A 19,761-nucleotide genomic window follows, 5' to 3' on the forward strand; every position below is an offset into this window, starting at 1 on the left:
TCGGCTTAGAGGTCGATGCCCCTTTCGTAAAGTCGACTGCTCATACCAATTTCGATCCCCACATAAACTCTGCGACCGCTGACAAAATTGAACACTTTTATGGTTTTGCCATCCGGCCCGGTGATTGTCGGTTCGTATGCAGTATCGTCGAGGCGCCAGAAAACGGTTTTTCGCTCAAGCGGCACCTGCCGGCCATCAGTGATGAACACTTCAAAAAGATCTGGCCGGGGTCTCACGAAATTGCTGATTCGCGGTGCTTCTGGCCCTACGACTTCGATATTGACCGAGCTTGATGGCGGATAACCGGCGACCGAGCACGTTACAGGGAATAATCCCGATTCATGCACACGTATGTTATTCAAAGTGGCCACACCCGCAGGGCTGGTAACAGTCGATCTGATTTCGCCGTTGACATTCCAATCGACGGTCAACCCGCCCCAACCTTGACCGTCGCTCGAACTGACAATTGTCACTTGGCCTGAAACATATTCATTGGGATAAACCACTGCCGGGCCAACTGCAAATCTGTCAATGACCGGCCCGATCTCGACATCCAACGCGAGCAACGCGCTGTCCCATCCACCCAAGCCACCGCGTACCACAGCGGACAAAATCAGCTCGCCTGACCTGGCGAGGTCGAACCGCACAGTCGCCTTGCCCATTGCATCGGTAACCGCCGATGGAAGTGCCACAGCATCAAGGTCCCACATGACTTCGACGCCGCCAAGCGGGTGCCGGTCAATTGCCGACACGACCGTCACTTGGGCTTCCACTTCTGCGCCCGGATAATTGGCAGAGCGAATCATGATCAGTTCAATAATTTCCCGAGGCTCTTGCAAGGTAAACGGCAACTCGACTGACTCCAGATACGCGGCGCCCTCCAACGTAGCCGTGACCACCGCCGCACCCGGGGTCTGGGGTTTGAACCGTACACGGGCCACACCATAAAAGTCGGTCTGGCTGGTAACTGTACCCAAGTCGTTGTTGCGCCAAGTGACGACCACCCCCGAGATGCCCTTACCGGTGATGGACGAAACCACGGTGACCTGCTCGACCAGTTCCTGCCCCCACTCCAGCACATGCTGGAGGCTGCTATTGGCAGCAAATTTCAATACCTGCACACCCTCCCCCAGCGACATCGCGTTGGCCGGTGACAAGCTGGCAAGGCGCTCGGCTCCCAGGCGCAACGCGAAGCCACCGTCTGTCAGGTCGGCGCAACGCAGGAAATAACGCAAACCGATTGCCGAGGGCCGGCGCGATGCGCCGAGCGCAGGTTCGAAACTCAGCCCCAGTTCCGCAGGGCCGGTGCCGGTCAAGCCCAGGGTCAGTTCCTGGTCGAGCAACGGGCTGCCCTCCGGGAGCAGCACTTCGATGGCATGTGAGCCATTGCGTCGCGGAAAGTAGGTGTGACGGCCCCATGGATGTTCATCATGCCCATCGAAACGCACCCGCACCTCTTCCCAAGGGTCACGGGCAAGCGCCGTAAAGGACAGGGCACGCTGCTCTTCGTATCCATCGAACGGGCTGTGCACAATGGCCACGACGTTCTGCTGACCGGGACTGCTCGGCACCAGGCCAAACCCGGACCAGCCCAGTTCGTCGCTGACGACGCTGTCTGAACTGTCAGCGGATTTCCACTGCACCGTCACCTGCGCCACCGCTTGCCCGGTGAATGCCGAAACCACCCTGACCCAGCTCCAGGCTTTATCCTTGCCGATGACGGGGTCAACCGCTGACTCACGCCAGTCTGCGATTCGCAGCTTGTTGTGAGCGAGCTGCATCGGATGGGTGCTCATGGAGCGATCCAGGGCAGACAAGAAAAGCCCGACACTAAAGGCACCGGAGACTTCGCTGGCGGTGAAATCCAGCCACCAGCCAACACCACCGTCACTGATTATTTGAGCTTGATCGAGGGGCGGTTCAATGCTCGCTTCCAGATCATCAGCCGGGGTGCCTTGCCACACCAGCGTTGCCTGCAAACCCACCAGCGGGCTCAAGGCATTGGGCAGATAGCGCAAGGTGTGCCTGGCGCCAATGCACGGGAACAGAGTCTGACTCGCAGCAGTGGCGGTCACTTGATCCAGCATCAGCGTCAATTCATCCGTCAGTTGCGTGGAAATCAACCGACCAAACAATTCCCGGGGCGAAGCAAGCACCGGAGTGCTCAAGGCCAGACTGAACAGGCTGCTGGTGCTCGACGCGATCTGCGAACTGAAGCGCCATTCCAGCCCCAATGGCCCAAGCCTCAACGGCGTGTCGATATCCGAGACGGTCAAGCCGATCCCCGGCGGCTCGCCACGCCATTGCAGCGTGACCATCTCTCCATTCAGCGGACTGCCGGGCGTGATTTCTATCCGCAAGGTGTGCGGCTCACCGCGCCAGCACAGCAAGCCCAATTCGGCCAGGTCAACCTCATTGCCGTCGAACAGAATCTTGATCTTGCCTTTCCAGGGACTGCTCTGCAGCGCCCTTACTGCAAACGGGCGCTCCACCGGCACCGCTTCGTCATGCGCCCGCACGCGGGCGGTCACCACCAGCTCACCGGCGCGGCTCGGTTGATACAACACGCTGGCCCAGCCACCGATCCCCGATCGGGTGGCGATCGTACCTTCGGGCGTCTGCCAGTCAACCCGTGCATTGTTGACCGGATCGCCGTCACCGCTGGCGACCATATGCACCACTTGCACACGCAACAGCACGCTCTCGCCTTCGTCCACCACGGGAAACTTGTTGGCCTCCTGAACATCGCCAATGCGCACCAGATTGCGTGCCAGTGACATCGGTTTTCTGCTGGAGGGCAACAGCAGCTTCGAACACAGCAACTGCAAGTGGAAGCGACCGTCGAGTTTGTCCTGGCAGATCAACTCCCAGTTCAGGTCTGTTGTGCCTACAGGTATCGAGGCTTCCAGCTCCGGGCGCAGTTGCACGCCCAACTGTGCGGCGCTGTCGCCGTCCCAATGCAGTGCCATCGTGGAGCCGCGTAACACGTCAGGCACCCGCGCGCTCAGTTGATAGGTCGAGCCACGATTGGGATAACCGGTCTTCTGCGCCCAGGGCAAGGCGTTGCTTTCTACCACCGCCAGAACGTCCTTCCATGGATCGGTCGCCAGCACACGAACGTCCAGCGTCGTGGTCTCGACCCCGCTGGCGTAGTAAGGGCTCGCCACCGAGGCCTGGATAACCCTGTCGCCTGCAGCATTGGGCAAGTAATCGAAATATGCCCAGCCCTCGGCGTCGGTCGGTGTCGTGCTCAGCAGCCCCAGCCCTTCGGTGGTCCAGGTTACCGTGCGCCCGGCCAGAAACTGACCGGTGTACCAGGAGGCCACTCGCACCCCCAGACGCACCGATTGCGTCAACTCCAGCACCGGGAAATACGCGGCCTCCAGCACCTCACGGAACACCAGCCGGTGATGCCCCAGCGAGACCTGCATCGAATACGGCTCGGCGGTGTACTGGTTCACCAGTTGCACCGTGAACAGGTAAGGATCCTGAGCACCGATCAGCGGGCACTGCAACATCCACGGTGAGTCCAGCGGTTGATCGACGCCCCAGTCAGGCGTTGCGATAACCGCGCCTTGTGGATTGTCATCGCTCACCAATGCAGCTTTGGTGTGCAGCCAGGGGCTGTCGGGGTCGGGTACAAACGCAAGCTGGTGCTGGAAGCTCCCGTCCGCGCCCAGGCAGAGGTGAACCAGCTTGCCGGATGACGATTGCTCCGCGTCTACCTTCACCGTCTGCATTCGCGCGGGCTCAAGTTGCAAGTCCAGGCGAATCCGAGTGATCAAAACCTGAGAGTTATAGTCCTCGGGATCATTACCCGGAGCGACCACTGTGACGCGAATCTTGTCCTGGCGCTGCAACGGTAGATCGAGCTCGGCGTTGTACTTGAGCGGTCTGAATTCCAGCGGCTGCCGACGAGTGACCCGTACCTGGTTCTTTGCAAGGTTACGAGGGCTGCCGGGCGGCAACGGGATTTCTCTAAGGGTGGCTCCACTTTCATCAGTGAATATCATGCGGCCCGCTTCGGTATGCCGCGTTTCATACAGGAAACTCAGCACATACCTGGCTCCGGCGCTCGGCGTTACAGGTACGGTCATGTCCTGAAAGGCAGAGGCAAGGTTTGCTACTGAAAGCATCCTGATCTGTATGCCTTCGTACGGCTCGCCCACGACCGTAACCCAGCGGCTGTTAACCGGCCCCTTTTCCCAATGGCTCAAGGCCTCACGGAAATCACCATTGAGCACCAGACTGTCATTAGCCTGAATGACGGGTTCAACCATGATGGCCTGCTCCTTTGATATTGCCTGACTGGCGGGACGTGATCGCCCGGGTGACCAGGTCTTTGACGGCGAGGGTAAACGTCGGCTCACCGGCCTTGGCCGTGTACCGGACGCGCAGAATGATGTCGGTGAGTGATTTGAGCATCGGCGCCTGCCGCTCGCTCTGGGGCCAGGGAAAGTGCAATTGCCAGCGCGAGATCGCGCCGGTGTTCTCGAACGGGTTGAGCAAGCCTTCATCCGGTTTGCCGGCGTTCATGCCGGTGTCGGCGATCCCCACGGATAAACCGATCTGCTGGCCACTGCGCAGATTGAACAGCACCTCGACCGGCGCCACCTTGCCCGCCGGCTGATGCAGGTACTCGACCGAGCGCGCCGAGGCCTGGGTAGCGGTCATGCTGCCGACCTGCAGCAGCGTCGCCTGTACATCCTGATAAGGTCCGAGCAGTACGGGCAGGTCGACCTCGACCAGATTGAGCAGCCGGCAATACTCGCCCGGGTGATCGCGATCGAATGACAACTGCGTCAGCTGGAACTCCAGCACGCCCTTGTCGATCAATTCGTCCCGAGCCTGGGTCCAGTCGGAGAATCCCGTCTGCGGATCAATCTGGTCATCGAACAGCCGTCGCAACGAGACGGTCTTGACCCGCTCCAGACGGCGCTCATGGCTTTGCAGGTACAGGCGATCCATGCGCAGCAGGTACTCGCGCAAGTGTTCACCGGCGGTCAGCCCGTGACGGTTGTCCAGCCAGACCTGCGGCAAGGCCTCAGCGGTTTCGTAATCACCGGTTTCAGCACTCAACGACGACCGGGCACTCAGGCACAGACTGACCACCGCATCGTAAGCCTGATAGTGCAGGGCCTTGAGCTGGCCCAGCAGCCAGCCGAACAATTCTGCATTGGTCGCGCGTTTTTTCAGGTAGTTGTAGAGCGCCAGCGCCTGACTGTTGGCCCGCAGGGTTTGCTCCAGACTCGTCCTGGCCGCCTCGAGGGCAAATGTCTGCGCGGTGATCTGCTCGGCGATCGCCCCGACTTCGGCCAGTGCCTGATCGCGTTGCAACTCCCACTCTCTGCGGCGCAGGCGGTAGCTTTCGGTGATGGCTTGTTTATCGGCGTCGATCTGCAACAGCATCGCGCCGATTTCCAGACCGAAAACCACGGCATCCGAAATTTTTTCCAAACGATGTCCACCGACGGCCGTGCCGGCAATGTTCGGCGCAGCTGCCACTCCAGCGCCTACAGTCTTGATCGCGTGCAGCCCGGTGTTGATCCCTTTGACCATCGCCAGTTTGTCCATGATCTGGTATTCGGCATCGCTGATGTGTTCGTCGTACCAGGCTTTGTATCGATCGGCCCGTTGCTGGGCCATGGCCTGACTCTGGCCGAGGGCCGTGAGGCTGGCTTCAAGCTGGGCAATGGATTGCTCTTGAACCGTGCGGGCGTAGTCGCCCAGCTCCTTGAGGTGCTCTTGCTGCAGTTCTTCCTGTTCCGCCCGGTCGCGCTGTTCCAGCAGACGCAATACCTGGCTGCCGTACTCCTGCAGTGTCTGCACGGCGCGCAACGCCGCCTCGTAGGTGACGCGCCAGCGAAAGGCGCCCACCACCAGACGCCCGCCCATCGGCCGCGGCAGACCAACCCCACCAGCGGCCAGATCGCGCAACAACTGGTTGGGATCGGTGGGCGGGCTGAACAGCGGAACGTCCAGTGGTTTGCCGTCCAGGGTCAGGTTGTTGCGCAAGTTGTTCAGGCGCTGCCCCGGCCAGTCGAACAGCTCAAGCAACTGCTCATTGATCGGCGGCTTGAACGGTTCATTCGCCAGCAGGCCCATCAACGGTGCCGCTTCGGCGGCCGGAGGAATGTCCGCCAGGGAAAACCGCAGCTCCTGCTCGAAACGCTCGAGCGCCGGGCGGCTCGCGCTCTGGCTCAACAGGGCACCTACCGTCTGCGCTTGCCAGCGGGTGACTGCCCGGGCGGAAGGCGGCTTGCCCATCAGAAACTGCGCCTGCACGTAACACAGTTTTGCCGCCACCAGCGCATCGCGGGTGAGCTGGCGGTAGTACCAGTCGCCCCACGCGACCAGGTTCTTCACGTACTCGGTGAACACCAGAATCTGGTAGTGCTGGGGTGCGGCATAGGCAATCGCATCCGGATCGGTGGGCAGCAAGGCTTCGACGCCCACATTCCCCACACCGGCCAAAGGCCGGCAACGCCAGTATTCAGGCCTCGGTGGCGCATTCCCTGGTTTTTCCGGGTCTCGCGAATCTTGCGGATCGAACACGTAATGCATCCAGTTCTGCGCTTCCAGGTAGCGATCCTCGGCCCGCAGACGGGCCGCCACCAGATGTGGCAGATGGAAAAACAGCTCCCAGAAATACAGACCGTTGGCCCCGTCGAACGCCCCGTTCGGCTCGGCGATCGGGCCCGCGGCTGGAGGCGGTTCCGTCAGGAACTGGGTCTCCCAGTCGAGTACGGCATCCACGGAAATATTGCTCAGTTGCACCAGCACCGGACCGAACAGCGAGTTCAAGCGCGCGCGCTGCAACATGTCGGGCTGCCTGAAACCGATGAATTGCGCCGCATCCAGCGCGTTTTTTTCCAGCGTCGGCGGTACAAAACGGGGGATATTGAGCAGCGAGACTGTAAAGGTCTTGCTGCCTTGGCCCGTGCCGCTCAAGGTAAATTCGGCCAGCCCGGTAAATCCGCCTTTCACGCGTTGCAGTTTCATCCAGTCAGTAGCCCAACCACCCGCGACGAACTGCGGGCTCTTGGTTTCTTTTGGGTCATCTCCGGCCGGATTGTTCAGCTTCAAGGTAAAATCGACCTTCGCACCTCCAACCGGAGACCGCGCCCGGCACAGGCCTCTAACCCACAGAAAGTCGTCTGTTCCTACCTCCGAAAACACCGCCTGCAGCCCGTAATAAGCCGTCAAGTCTCCCGAGGTCTCACTCTTGATCGCGACCACCGGTTGATTTTTCGGCGTCAGTGGATGTTGCAAGGTCAGGATATCGGTGAAGCGATGAGTGGCCAGGTGATCGAGCCAGCTGCCGTCGTCCTCGGCCAACGGACGGAAGAACACATCACGGGTGGTGCTCACCCTCAGACCCGCCGGGCTGATAAGCAATACACCCAGCCGTCCCTTGGGGTGAATGAGGTCATCGGCCAACGTCGTCGCGAGCAACCGGGCACCCGCGCTGTTGTCGCTGTCCTGATCAGCGCTATACAAGCTCAGCGGTGCCGACCATTCTGCGTTCTGGCTCATGAACGCCAGATTGATATCCAGTCTGGGGGCCAAATAGCCCTCGCTCCCCTTGATACCCACCGGGTCGCGCCACTCAGCCCACACCAGACACAAACGCCCGCCCCAAAACAGCGGCCGCATATCCAGAACCCTATTCCCCACCGGAATGTCGACAGGTTGCCATTCACTCCATGCCGCCGGGTTGACCGGATTGCCGGAAGCGGTGAGCTCGATATCGGCCTTGCGCCAGAAATACTGAAACGGCTGCACCCGCTGCCGGCCGACAAAATAGTAAGTGGCTCGGCTTGCCGAATCGCCGTCCAGACAGGCGCTGATGACATCCAGGTTGCAGGTCTGCTCGAATGCCTTGAGGTATTGCTGCAACGCACGCTGCACCGAGTCGCCATTCAGCCGCGTTTGATTCAAGTCATTTTCCAGTGCCTTGAACAGACGGGTCTTGCGCTGCCGCACAAAGGGGTTGATGAAGTTTTCTGGATAGACCGCGATCAACGCCAGCGCCGCCCAGTCGGGGTAATTGCTGTAGAGCTCCCAGAGTTTCAGATGCTCTGTCGGGAAAACAGTGTTTTTGTAACCCGGCTCAAGCTTGCGATAGGCCGCATGAATGAATTGCTGCGCGCAACTGGTCGCCTCGGCGACCCACGAACTTTGCACCGGATAGTTGTCCAGCGGGTCCATGCGCAACAGCTCGAACAGATCCTGCGGCGTTTTCACGAAGGAGTAGTGGGTCCTGGCAGCCTGACCGATGCAGTAATCGACCAGTGCTGCGCGGCGTTTTTCCAACAATGGAGCCAGATTGCGTTGAGTCATGGTCTTGTCCTGCATCCTGAGGTGAACGCTGCGTCAACCAACACGGTCATTGGTGAGTCAGTGCTTCGGTGAAGGTGATAGGGTCAAAAAATGTTTCGCTGTCATTGGCATCGCAACGCACGCTGAAAATGAACTCGCCGCCCGACGGAATCGAAACGTACACCCGTGTAACCCCCTCGAAGTCGGCATGATTCTGCTCGGGACGAATCACCGGCGAGCCGCTGCTGCCACTCACGGGTTCGGCAAACCAGCGCACTAGTCGGTTGCGCCCGGGGTTTTGATAGACGTCGCGCAGCGTGGCGTACAGCTCGACTTCCTGCCCCGCCGGAACCGGCTGCAGCGGCACTTGGGCAGTTAATGGTCCAGGGAAGGACAGCGTCACCGCGTCATCGGAGATATGGATGGTCGGGGCCTGTTGCGCGTCGATCAGGTCAAGCCAGAACAATGGCGTTTCCTGCCCCATGACCTTGCCCGGCAGATACTCGACCGTCACCGTTCCATCGAATTCAGTGGCCTTGGCCACAATCGTACCGAGGCTCACTTGCCAGTACACATTGACGCCACTTAATGGCTGGTCGTCGGCGTCCTTGAGGGTCACGGTCAACAGGACTTTCTCGCCGGTTTTGCCGGCCACCACCTCGGTCTTGTCCACAACACAGGTCATGGTGACCAGCGGTTGCGTCACCTCATCAGCGAAGGTAACCACCGCCTCGCGGGTATCTGAAAGGCTGAGCAGCGCGCGCTCGGCGGCGGTTCGATAAGCGGCCTTGTCAACGTCCTCCGGCAGATTTCCCACGAGAAAAATCGTCAGGGCGTCCATGCCGCTGTGCCGGGCCAACACGCGGATGCGCATCAGCAAATCGAGCTGGGGCAGAGTCTTGAGGATCTTCAGCGCAGGGTCGATGCGGCTGACGCACTCGCGTACCTCCTGCACACTCCAGTCGAAAAACGCCGCCAGCCGCAACGCTGCCGCGTCCTGTGCCAGCCGCAGCGCATGGGATGACAGGGGCGTGGGCAATGCGTTGACCTGACGCAGGTAGTCGAGCAGTTTGCCGGCCGGTTGCTCGCTCAACGCGAAGGCCCGTCCCAGCGCGCTCAGGTAATACAGGGTGCGGATCGACAGCAGGTGCCGATCGTCCTGAGCCATCCAGGCCTTGTGGCCATATCGCAGAAAGTCTTCGAGCAACACCGCAGACAGTTCCAGCTTGCTCGCCACTGCACTGCGACGTCGCACATCAGCCAGCAAGTTCAGCAGCGGGTCGGCTTGCTCTGCGGCGCGTGCAGCGGGACTGGGTGTCTCAGTTGCATCACGATCGGCACGCGCGCTGACCTGCGACAACAACTGATAAACCGTGGACTGCGCCCAGGTCAGCATGAGCAACCCGCGTTCGGTATCAAGGCCGGTGTACACCGCCAGACACTCCCGGGCGACCGAGACCTGCGCCTCCCGCGCCTGCAACAGCACGCCGAGCATGCGCTCGACAAGAACGCCCCGCACACTGGCGTCGTTCTCGCCCAGCCCTTCCCTGATTGCCTGGTCGAACCTTACCCGGGCACGGCTCAGGTAGTCGGTCTCGGGTAACTGCAGGTCGATGACCAGACCCGTCGGGTCGACCAGTTCGGTCAACAATCGCAGCCAGTCCAGCCCTTCCAGTGAGGGAACGCCAGCCATTGACAGCCCTGCATTGTTGAACAGCGCGGCAGGCAGCAGGTTGCGGATCTGCTCGAACAATTGCTGCTCAGCCTGCGTGGCAACCGCCAGGGCCTGCAGCGGTGCCACTTGCTGTAGCATCCACAGCACGGGAATCTCGCGATCCTTGCACCAGGACACGCAGGAGTGCAGTGCATAAACCAGATTGAGCACGTCCGGTGTGGTTTCGCTATTGAGCCGTGCATGTACCTGCGGCAAGCCTGCCAGGCCGTCAACCCAGCTCTCGCCGCCCAACAGCGTCAGCATCAGCACGCCTTCGACCGGGGTAATCCCCAGCAGCCGTGGCAACTTCACCAACCGGTAGAAACTCGATATGACTGCCGTGGTGCGCTCAAGCGTGCCGCTGAACCCGTGCGCCCGTTCGATTGCGACCGCAAGGTAAGCATAAGTCTGCAGATCGATGCCCAATCCGCTGCACAACTGGCTGATCGTCAGCTCCGCGACACCCTGCACCGGCAGCGTCGCAAACGTTGCGCCGTCCAGCAGCAGGGGCTGGCGATAATTGCCCTGGCTGTTGAAAGTGCGATCGAACAGTGACAACACATTGGCACGACCGTAAATCGAGATTTCATCGATAAATGCCGCGAAATCCTCTGCCGAACAGCCATAGCGTTCACGCAGTGACTGAAACAGGCCCAGCGCATGCACCTGATGGGTGGAAATCCACCACGGATTTGCCGGTATCGCATGACGGGCCTCTGCCCTGATCGCCGCCGTCAACAACGCATCCACCTGCTCGCTCGGTAACTCCAGCCATCGATCCAGGCGCAACTTGCGATTCATTCGTTCGTAGCGGTCAATAATTTCCGGGGCTTGCGTAAAACGGTGCAGGAACTCTTTGCCAACCTCCCTGTAATCAATGCTCAGGGCCGGGATGGTCGCGGCGTTTAGATAGACCGAGCCGGATCGCTGGCTCTCGTCAGCGCCCGGTTGCTCGCTGTCATACACGCTGACGTTGGCCGAACGCGTCGGGGCAAATTCGCGAATCGACAGCAACGCCTCGATCTCCCGGGTGTCCAGCCCCGTTCGCTCGCCAAAGAATTTCACCTGATTGAGATTTAGCCAATCGGTCCCAGGCGTTCCAAAGTTGCGTTCGTAGTAGGCATCCCTTGCGTCTGTATCGTCAGGTTCTATCGGAACCTCCGTCAGCAATTCACGCTGATAAGGCCCCAGCCGCGACGCATGGGTAAAGGCGCGCCCGGCATCGTTGTCCCATGCCTCGGGCTGCAGGAAATAGGGATAGGCCAGATCCACCATGTGAGCGATATTGCCCACCGACAGGCCATGTTCACGGGCGACAAAATCAAGCGTGACCCAATGCTGGTAGTACGGCAGGCCGTTGGGGTAACGGGTCTGGATCAATGCCTCTTCGAGGTCTTGCTCACTATCGTTTTCTTCGATAAACGTTTCGAGCACCGGGACGATGATGTCCAGCGCCGACACTGCCTGATGCACGGCATTGAAGTCGACCAACAGCCTTTTCAGGTCCTGACGGCGCACATGCAAATCGAGTTTTTCCTCGCCGCCAATGACGTGGATTTTCTCCTCGATCCAGCGCAATAACTCGATCAGGTAAGCCACCGGAGATGCGATTGACTCCAGGGCCTGCGGTGGGCACAACCCATCGAAATTGGTCGAGAACAAACTCTCGTAGCTCGGCCCCGCGACCATCGACAACAGACCGCTGTCGGGGCGCGTGACCCGGGTCTGCGAACCGCGCAACGAATGTTCAATGAACTGGCGCCGGACAAACACCGCCAGGCTGTTGGCCCTGCGTAAAAAGGCCCGCGCGTCGTCGGGTTTCATCCGGTAATGGCTGACCAGCCCCTGAACGCCTTGCTCGACCAGCGGAAAAATCGAACCGCCGTTTTCGAGGTAATTGCAAAAATCGGTATAGGTTTCGCGCTGTTCATCGCTGAACACTTGCCTCAGCAACTGCTGCACTGGACGGATCACAGGCTCGGTCATGGTCTTGCTCCCGGTGGAATCGAAGTCACCTCGGAACGCTCGCTTTCAACCCAGTCGGAAAGGGTCGAGCCATCCGCAGCGTCGGTGATGGTCTGCTGGAATCGGCACCAGTGGCCGCCAGGGTGCAAGGGGTGCGTCGCCTGGGCGCTCCAAAATCCGGAGCTGACGGCAATGTTTGCGCTCAGAGATATTTCAGGGTTGAACCAGAGCACCACGCGCCCCACGCCCGTGCGGCCCTTACCGACGAAGCGCAGCGGATTTTCGACCCAGCGTCCCGGCGCCGGCTCATCAATCTCGGGCAGGTAAGTGCCGAGTTCCACTGGATGTGCAGCCGAGGGGGCAGACTCGAAGCCATCACACGAGGACACCGCCACCAGCTGCGCAGTGCCACCCGACTGCCCCGTTTCAAGCGTCAGCGACCAGGTACGATCCTCGAGCACCGGAGTGCTTGCGCGCACCGCCCCCTTGCTGCCCGTCAGCGTCACCTGAACCAGGTCGCCCCAAACGCCGAAGCCGGACACAACAACCCGACGACCGACGTGCACACCTCGCCCGGGGCTTTCGATAACCGGCGCGGCAGGCACCACCTTGAAACTGCGCACAAGGCTTTCCTTCGACTCATGATTGTCAAAGAATTGCCGGGCCTTCACCTTGTAGTTGCCGACCGGCAACGTTACGTCGGCAAACCAATCACCCTTGGCGTCTATCGAGACTTTCTCGCGCAGGATTTCGCTCGGACTTTCACGCCAGATCGTCACCTGCCCAAGAGGTTCGCCAGTGCCACGAAGCGTCGAGGTGCGCGCCAGCGATTGATGCTCCTCCGGCACCGTGATGACCGGCGGCACCAGCACCACATAAAAACTGCGCACAGCGCTGGGCAGAGAGGGTCTGCCGGCGATGGTTTGCACGGCATCGATCTGGTATTTGCGGAACTCGAGTTTTTTCAGCTCGATGAACCAGTCGCCATGAGCGGTCAGCCGTTTCGGCTCACCCAGACTCCAGCCGAATTGCGCGTCCCGCAGTTCCAATGTGGCACCGCTATAGCCGTTGATACCACGCACGGTCATGTCGTAGTGGGTGTCTGCGTTTTCCTCCGGGGCGGTGATATCCGGTTTCTCCGGGCTGACCGAGAACGTTTGCGAGGCTGGCGGCGACGGACGCCCGGCGACGGTCTGGATCACCGTCACGGTGTGCTGCTCGTCCGGAGCAAACCCGGCGTCGCGCTTGAAGGTCCATGTGCCACTGCTTCCATCAGGTTTGTGCTCGGTCGCACTGTCGCTGTACTTCAGGCTCAGTGTCGCGCCGGGCCAGCAGGTGCCGGAGATTTGCGGCGAGAGTCCATCGTCTTCAATGGCGGTGATGACAGGAGCCAGCAGCGGCACGGTGATGGTCATTTCCACCGGATCGGAGGCGAAAGCGTCTTTGGACTGCACCACCAAGACGATTCTGGTGGTATTCGGCTCCCAAAGTGTCGCTGCCTCTGCCGTCCAGCCCTGGCCCGTCACGGGCGCGGGTGGTGCAATGGCGGCACCGGTCTGCTTGTCCGTCACTTGCACTGTGGCACCGGCTATCCCTCTGCCAGTGATACGCGGCTTGTAGTCGACCACGGTATAAGTCAGCTCGGTCGGCGGTGGGAACCGGTCAATATTGATGACCAGCTCAACAGCGTCCGACACCGCCGCACCAAGCTTCTGCACCACACGCACGGTGCGGGTCGAACCCGGTGCCCACGCCTCGAAGGCACGGGTCGACCAGCCCTGATTCGTGACCTGCGTCGATGGAGCGAGCGCAGCGCCGGTCGCCTTGTCGGTGACCTCGACAGTTGCCTCTGCAATACCTTCGCCGATGAAGGTCGGAGTGTAGAGGTCGTTGGTGTATCTCACTGCAGAGGGCGGTGGAAGCTTTGATGAGGCCTTGAACAGGTATTCCTGCGAGGGAATCCAGCCGCCGGCGTTATCGGAAACCTTCTGCACGACCTTCAGATCGTAGTCGCCGATGGGCCAGTTCTGTGAAGTCGTTCTCCAACTGCCTGCGGTCACGACAACGGCAGGTGGCGGCGTAGCTCCTGCCGGCCCTCGGACGATCGTGATCTCGACCGTGGCGCCGGTAAAACCTGCGCCGGAAAACTCGACGGTAGTGAGGGTTGGATAGGTGACGCTGACTGCGGTCAGAGTTGGAGGGCGGACTTTGAACGACCGGGCCACACTCACTTCCGAAGTGCCGCCAGATACCGTTTGCCGCGCCACAATCGTAAAGCTGCCCGGCGGCATGTCGCGCGTGAACGTTGTAACTCTCCATCCTCCGTTGGCATCAGCAATGCCCTGGCCGACCTTGAATGAATGTTCGAAATCCTTGAGGACTTCGACGGTCGCACCTGAAACAGCTCTCCTCCCTTCTATCGGACCTCTCGGATCGGTCACCGCTGATTCGGATGGCGTCGTGATTGTCGGCTGCAGAAGCAAGGTGAAGAATTGCGGAGTGGTCCAATCATTCATGTCTCTGTGGCCAGCCGTGATATCGACGCGACCGCCGTCAGGGTAGTTGGACTGGTTGAATGATGCTTCCCACGTATCGTCGGGCTTGACGGTTGTCGTGGCGTGTAACACAGCCCCCCCAGGGGTCATCACGTCGATGACTTTGCCTGGCGTGCCCCGGCCTTTGATCAGCAATCCGCTGGCAGACTTGAACACCGTGCCGTTTGCCGGAGAGTCGATACGTGGTGCCACGTACCTTGGCTTGAGAGTAACGGTATTGGACTTACCGGAGTTCTGGTTGCCAATGATTTGTACGGCGTAGAAATCCAAAACGCCGGGCGGCAACACGATGGAGGTATTCCACCCCCCGTTGTTCCGGACAGTCGCAGTCCCCAATGTAATTTCAGCGTTGTTAGACTGCCGCCTCAAATGAATTGTGCCGGGGACAAGCCCGTTGCTACCGGATACAGTGAACGGCTTCTCGACATCGATCTCGGTTCCGGAAGTGGGAACCTCGATAATCGGTTTCTGTGCTGGATAGATATCAAGGCCCCACCCTTCGTGGGGCTGAACATCGTTGTTGGTTCCGTCGTAGTTAACCCGGATTGCCAGCGACACGCCGAAATCAGGAGGACCGAGCGGGGAGTCGAGAAAAATTTCGTAATCGTGCCATTGGGTGTCCTGAAGCATGGAGTCAGGGGAGTCCTTGCGAACCCAGTTACGAGCTTGAAGACCCACATCTATATTGGCGCGATTCCAGTTCCCGGAGCGCGTGGTCATCTTGTAACGCAAGGTCTTCACATAGATGCGGCCTGATTCGAACTTGTACCGGCACACCATTTGAGTTTGCAGCTGCGGCACTCTGGGGTGTGTCTGGTAAAGCGATGTTTCGACCGCATCCGCCCAGAACACCTCGGAAAACTGCGCTCCGTCGCCCAGTTCCTTGAGTGATCCGTCTGCCAGTTTCGTGACCTGAGCGACAGTGGTCTGAACCTTTTCGGTATCAAGCCAGGCTCGTCCTTTCTCGTCGTCCTCGACGGTTTCGTTCATGTCGGCAATGCTCCGGGCAATGGGTCGCTCACGTTGTGGGATCAACATACGTGTGCTCATTGCACGCGACCACTGTCAGAAATGACAGTCCAAAAGATCCAATTCATCTAAAAAAACATTGCTTGATTACCAGAACAGCTAAGTCGTTCCATGCCCTACTTCGACACGCGCAGCAAACTACAACGCCTTGCGCCTTTGCCTACAGATCCGCCAGAATCCGCCGGCTTGTGCGCTTTGCCGATGCTCCGTAACGTGGTCCGTGCCGCTGCCAATCAGTGGTCGGGTTTAGTCGTCCGGGGGTTTCACCAATGTGCATAAGCGTCATCAAGTCGGGTATTCCCTATCCCCGCACTCGATGGTGGCTGTTCGCAGGGCGCCTTCGGGCGCGCCGGTTTTTGGTGATGGTTTCCCCCGGTCGACTAACCTGCGTTCAGCCGCCACCCTCTCGTTTAGTCGCGAGATCGTGCTGGCATCACTTAAGGGAAAATCACCATGTTCAAACCAACTCCGAATCCACCCGAAACAAATCCTGCCGATACCTCGCCCTACGAATCCCCTGATTCACGAAAGCTCCACGAAGCCGCCGAGCGTGCCCTCGACCACTACCTCAAACCCGATGCGCCCTCGCGCAATTCCGTGGATCGTGGCATGCAGATGTTCCGGGTCGCGCCCGACATCAACCCCGAAGCGATCGCTATCCAGACCTACGAAACCTTTTCGTCGGTGAGCATTCTGCTGCTGGATCTGGCGGACAGCCTGGAAGACAAACCACGGCATCTGGCGATGGCGATTTATCAGTTGAGCGAGATGGGATTATTGCTGGCGGAGAAGACGCTGGACAGTGAGCGGGCGATTGCTGTGGGTTAGCCTTTGGAGAAGCGTTGTCCGGGCTGATGCCTTCGCGGGCAAGCCCGCTCCCACAGGGATTTGTGGTGTGCACAAATGCTTTGATCAACTCCGGACACTGTGGGAGCGGGCTTGCCCGCGATAGCAATCATGCGAGCGCCGCCGAAGTCAGGCAGAGGCCGGCAATGGCTGGAAGCTGAAGTACTGACGCAACGCCTCGACCAGTTGCGCATACTCCGGGGGCGGGCGCTGCAGGCTGAACCCGGCGTCGTAATGCAGGGGCGTCGCGTCTTCGTGGCACCACAGGCAGCACGCCGTGAGGTCGATGACCTGCTGACAGCCGTCGCTGAATGGCAGTTTGAGACGCAGACTGAAATCGACGCCGATCATCATCGGCAACTGGCTGATGAGCATCAGCCCGTCCTCGGACACGTTGCCCAGAAAACCGATGGGTTTGTCGGTGACGCTGTTGTACACCCGCAGGAAGTACGGCAACTGGTGCCGTTCAATTCGACGATCGGTAAACATGCGCAGTACGCCATGCAAGGCTCCATCACAGAGCCGCACCTTTGCTTCGGAACGTGCCTGCCCTGCAGACGCGCTCTCCCCGCTTCCGGTGTGACGGTCGCCAATACGCCATCACCTCAACCTCTACCAGTCGCAGGTGTTGCCCCGGCCCAAAATCAGGCTCTGAACCGGATCACTGGACTATAGCTCAGCTTGTACAGTCGGCCAGCGTTTGTATGACAACCAGCATCAGAAACGTTGCGGACTTGGTGCTGCCGCTGCGCTGCGAGTCGGGTAATGTCCCAGGCTCTGCAGGGTTTCCAGGCGGGCGCGCGCACGGAAGGCGTATTCGCTGTTGGGGTACGAGGCGATGATGAACTGGTAGGTCTGCGCCGCGTCGATGTACATTTTTTGCCGTTCCAGGCACTGGCCACGCATCATCGACACTTCCGGCCACACATACGGACGGGCCCGGCTGGCGCGTTCGACCTTGGACAGTTCGAGCATCACCTGCTCGCAATTGCCCCGGTCGTAGGCGCTGTAGGCGTTGTTCAAATGATGGTTCATCGACCAACGGGTGCAGCCCGTGACGGCGAGGACGCTGAGGGCAAGGGCGGCAATGGGCAACAATCGCATGGTGAGGTTCTCCTGTCTTGAGCTCTGTATCGACCTTGCGCGAAAAATCTTCAATGCCGCCCTCGTCAGCGTGGTATCAGTGCGGGGCGTCCTCGGGCGGGTTGGCATCGCCCTTCGGTGCAGATGGGGTTGACTCCAGATGGATCGTCACTACTGGTGACCTTGGCGAAACCGCGCCGTCCGGGGTTCTTTCAACGACATAAAAACCGAATTTGCTCAGATCCAGGAACGTATTCCATCTCCCGTTGCTACTGATCAATTGGCCAAACAGCGGATTCAATGAATCCCTGGTGCTGTAGGCGATCGAGAAATTTCCGGGTGTTCCTGTTCCCTCCACTCGAAAACGGACACCTGGCTTGTCGCCATCTTTTGGGCTTTCAATCACTGGCGGTTCCAGCGCCTGGTGTGTTTCTTTTTCAGCTGTCATGTTGTAAGCCTCGCAGCCCCGCCACCATTGGCGGGATTCAATCTGTATATCGATCGAAAAACCGCGTGCCACCTGTAAGAAATACCAGTACCGACCAGCGGTAGCGGTTACCGGTCACAGTCGTTGAAAAAAAAACACGTTCAATAAAGAAAACAATAAGTAGTGCAAACGAACAATGACTACACCCCAAGAGCATAGTAGCCTCTGCTAGCGCTTGAACTCAGGAGTCTTTGCATGTCCGTCCGTCGTACCAAAATCGTCGCTACCCTTGGCCCGGCCAGTAACTCGCCGGAAGTTCTCGAACAGCTGATTCTGGCTGGTCTGGACGTCGCCCGTCTGAACTTCTCCCACGGCACCCCCGACGAGCACAAGGCTCGCGCGAAGCTGGTGCGTGACCTCGCCGCCAAGCACGGCCGTTTCGTCGCCCTGCTGGGTGACCTGCAAGGCCCGAAAATCCGTATCGCCAAATTCGCCAACAAGCGCATTGAGCTGAAGATCGGTGACAAGTTCACCTTTTCCACCAGCCATCCGCTGACCGAAGGCAACCAGCAAGTGGTCGGCATCGACTACCCGGATCTGGTGAAAGACTGCGGCGTAGGCGACGAGCTGCTGCTCGACGACGGCCGCGTAGTGATGCGCGTCGAAACCGCCACCGCTACCGAGCTGCACTGCGTCGTGACCATCGGCGGCCCGCTGTCCGACCACAAAGGCATCAACCGTCGCGGTGGCGGCCTGACCGCACCAGCCCTGACCGAAAAAGACAAGGCCGACATCAAGCTCGCCGCCGAAATGGAAGTCGACTACCTCGCGGTGTCCTTCCCGCGTGACGCGGCTGACATGAACTACGCCCGTCAACTGCGCGACGAAGCCGGCGGCACTGCCTGGCTGGTGGCGAAAATCGAACGCGCCGAAGCCGTGGCCGACGACGAAACCCTCGACGGTCTGATCAAGGCGTCTGACGCAGTGATGGTTGCCCGTGGCGACCTCGGTGTGGAAATCGGCGACGCCGAGCTGGTGGGCATTCAGAAGAAGATCATTCTGCACGCACGCCGCCACAACAAAGCGGTGATCGTTGCGACCCAGATGATGGAGTCGATGATCCAGAACCCGATGCCCACCCGCGCCGAAGTGTCCGACGTGGCCAACGCCGTGCTCGACTACACCGACGCCGTGATGCTCTCGGCCGAATCCGCTGCCGGTCTGTACCCGCTGGAAGCCGTGCAGGCGATGGCGCGCATCTGCGTCGGCGCTGAAAAGCACCCGACCAGCAAGACGTCCAGCCACCGTATCGGCAAGGAATTCGAGCGCTGCGACGAAAGCATCGCCCTGGCAACCATGTACACCGCCAACCACTTCCCGGGCGTGAAAGCGATCATCGCTCTGACCGAGAGTGGCTACACCCCGCTGATCATGTCGCGTATCCGTTCCTCGGTGCCGATCTACGCCTTCACCCCGCACCGCGAAGCCCAGGCCCGCGCGGCGATGTTCCGTGGCGTGTACACCGTTCCGTTCGACCCGGCTTCGCTGGCCCCGAACGAAGTCAGCCAGAAAGCGATCGACGAGCTGGTCAAGCGCGGCGTTGTGGAAAAAGGCGACTGGGTCATCCTGACCAAGGGCGACAGCTACCACACCACCGGTGGCACCAACGGCATGAAGATCCTGCACGTGGGTGACCCGCAGGTCTGAGTGATTCGCTGAAAAAACAAAGCCCCGGCATGTGAGTGCCGGGGCTTTTTGTATTCTGATCCTGAAGATGTGTTGGCTGATCCAATGCTATCGCGAGCAGGCTCACTCCTACA

The 19,761-nt window shown here is 59.9% G+C and carries 9 protein-coding genes; 2 read left to right on the top strand and 7 right to left on the bottom strand.

The genetic code is table 11. The annotated features are described in order from the left end of the window. Positions 1-5: 5 nt before the first annotated feature. Genes V3W27_RS23980 through V3W27_RS23995 form a run of 4 tightly spaced genes read right to left on the bottom strand, consistent with a single transcriptional unit; the run spans position 6 to position 15,546 of the window. The gene (locus tag V3W27_RS23980; protein ID WP_330207708.1) at positions 6-4,280 is read right to left on the bottom strand and encodes a hypothetical protein; all 4,275 of its coding nucleotides are present in this window, start codon (positions 4,278-4,280) and stop codon (positions 6-8) included. Then, positions 4,273-8,343 (bottom strand): neuraminidase-like domain-containing protein, encoded by a 4,071-nt coding sequence (locus V3W27_RS23985; RefSeq protein WP_330207709.1) that lies wholly within the window; start codon positions 8,341-8,343, stop codon positions 4,273-4,275. Before V3W27_RS23985 ends, V3W27_RS23980 begins: the two co-directional genes overlap by 8 nt. A 46-nt stretch (positions 8,344-8,389) precedes the next feature. Further along, the gene (locus tag V3W27_RS23990) at positions 8,390-12,022 is read right to left on the bottom strand and encodes a Tc toxin subunit A (protein WP_330207710.1); all 3,633 of its coding nucleotides are present in this window, start codon (positions 12,020-12,022) and stop codon (positions 8,390-8,392) included. After that, positions 12,019-15,546, bottom strand: coding sequence for a hypothetical protein (locus V3W27_RS23995; protein WP_330207711.1), 3,528 nt, complete (start codon positions 15,544-15,546; stop codon positions 12,019-12,021). The genes V3W27_RS23990 and V3W27_RS23995 overlap by 4 nt, the downstream gene beginning before the upstream one ends. A 492-nt stretch (positions 15,547-16,038) precedes the next feature. Between V3W27_RS23995 and V3W27_RS24000 the strand changes: the two genes are divergently transcribed. Beyond that, positions 16,039-16,413, top strand: a complete 375-nt coding sequence (locus tag V3W27_RS24000) for a DUF6124 family protein (RefSeq protein ID WP_330207712.1) — start codon at positions 16,039-16,041, stop codon at positions 16,411-16,413. Positions 16,414-16,560: 147 nt separating this feature from the next. On the opposite strand, the gene V3W27_RS24005 is transcribed toward V3W27_RS24000, so the two are convergent. The 3 genes from V3W27_RS24005 to V3W27_RS24015 form a co-directional block, all read right to left on the bottom strand. Then, positions 16,561-16,920, bottom strand: coding sequence for a PilZ domain-containing protein (locus tag V3W27_RS24005; protein WP_095137007.1), 360 nt, complete (start codon positions 16,918-16,920; stop codon positions 16,561-16,563). Between the two features lie 228 nt (positions 16,921-17,148). Then, on the bottom strand, positions 17,149-17,535 hold the full coding sequence (locus V3W27_RS24010; protein ID WP_115989022.1) for a tetratricopeptide repeat protein: 387 nt from the start codon (positions 17,533-17,535) through the stop codon (positions 17,149-17,151). Positions 17,536-17,611: 76 nt separating this feature from the next. Further along, positions 17,612-17,962: a hypothetical protein gene (locus tag V3W27_RS24015; protein ID WP_330207713.1), complete on the bottom strand. Its 351-nt coding sequence runs from the start codon at positions 17,960-17,962 to the stop codon at positions 17,612-17,614. Between the two features lie 234 nt (positions 17,963-18,196). On the opposite strand from V3W27_RS24015, the gene pyk reads away from it, so the two are divergent. Next, the gene (gene pyk, locus V3W27_RS24020; RefSeq protein ID WP_003227610.1) at positions 18,197-19,648 is read left to right on the top strand and encodes a pyruvate kinase; all 1,452 of its coding nucleotides are present in this window, start codon (positions 18,197-18,199) and stop codon (positions 19,646-19,648) included. The last annotated feature ends 113 nt before the right edge of the window (positions 19,649-19,761 follow it).

This window comes from Pseudomonas sp. AM14(2022) (assembly GCF_036346455.1).
GTDB classification, from domain to species: Bacteria; Pseudomonadota; Gammaproteobacteria; order Pseudomonadales; family Pseudomonadaceae; genus Aquipseudomonas; species Aquipseudomonas putida_A.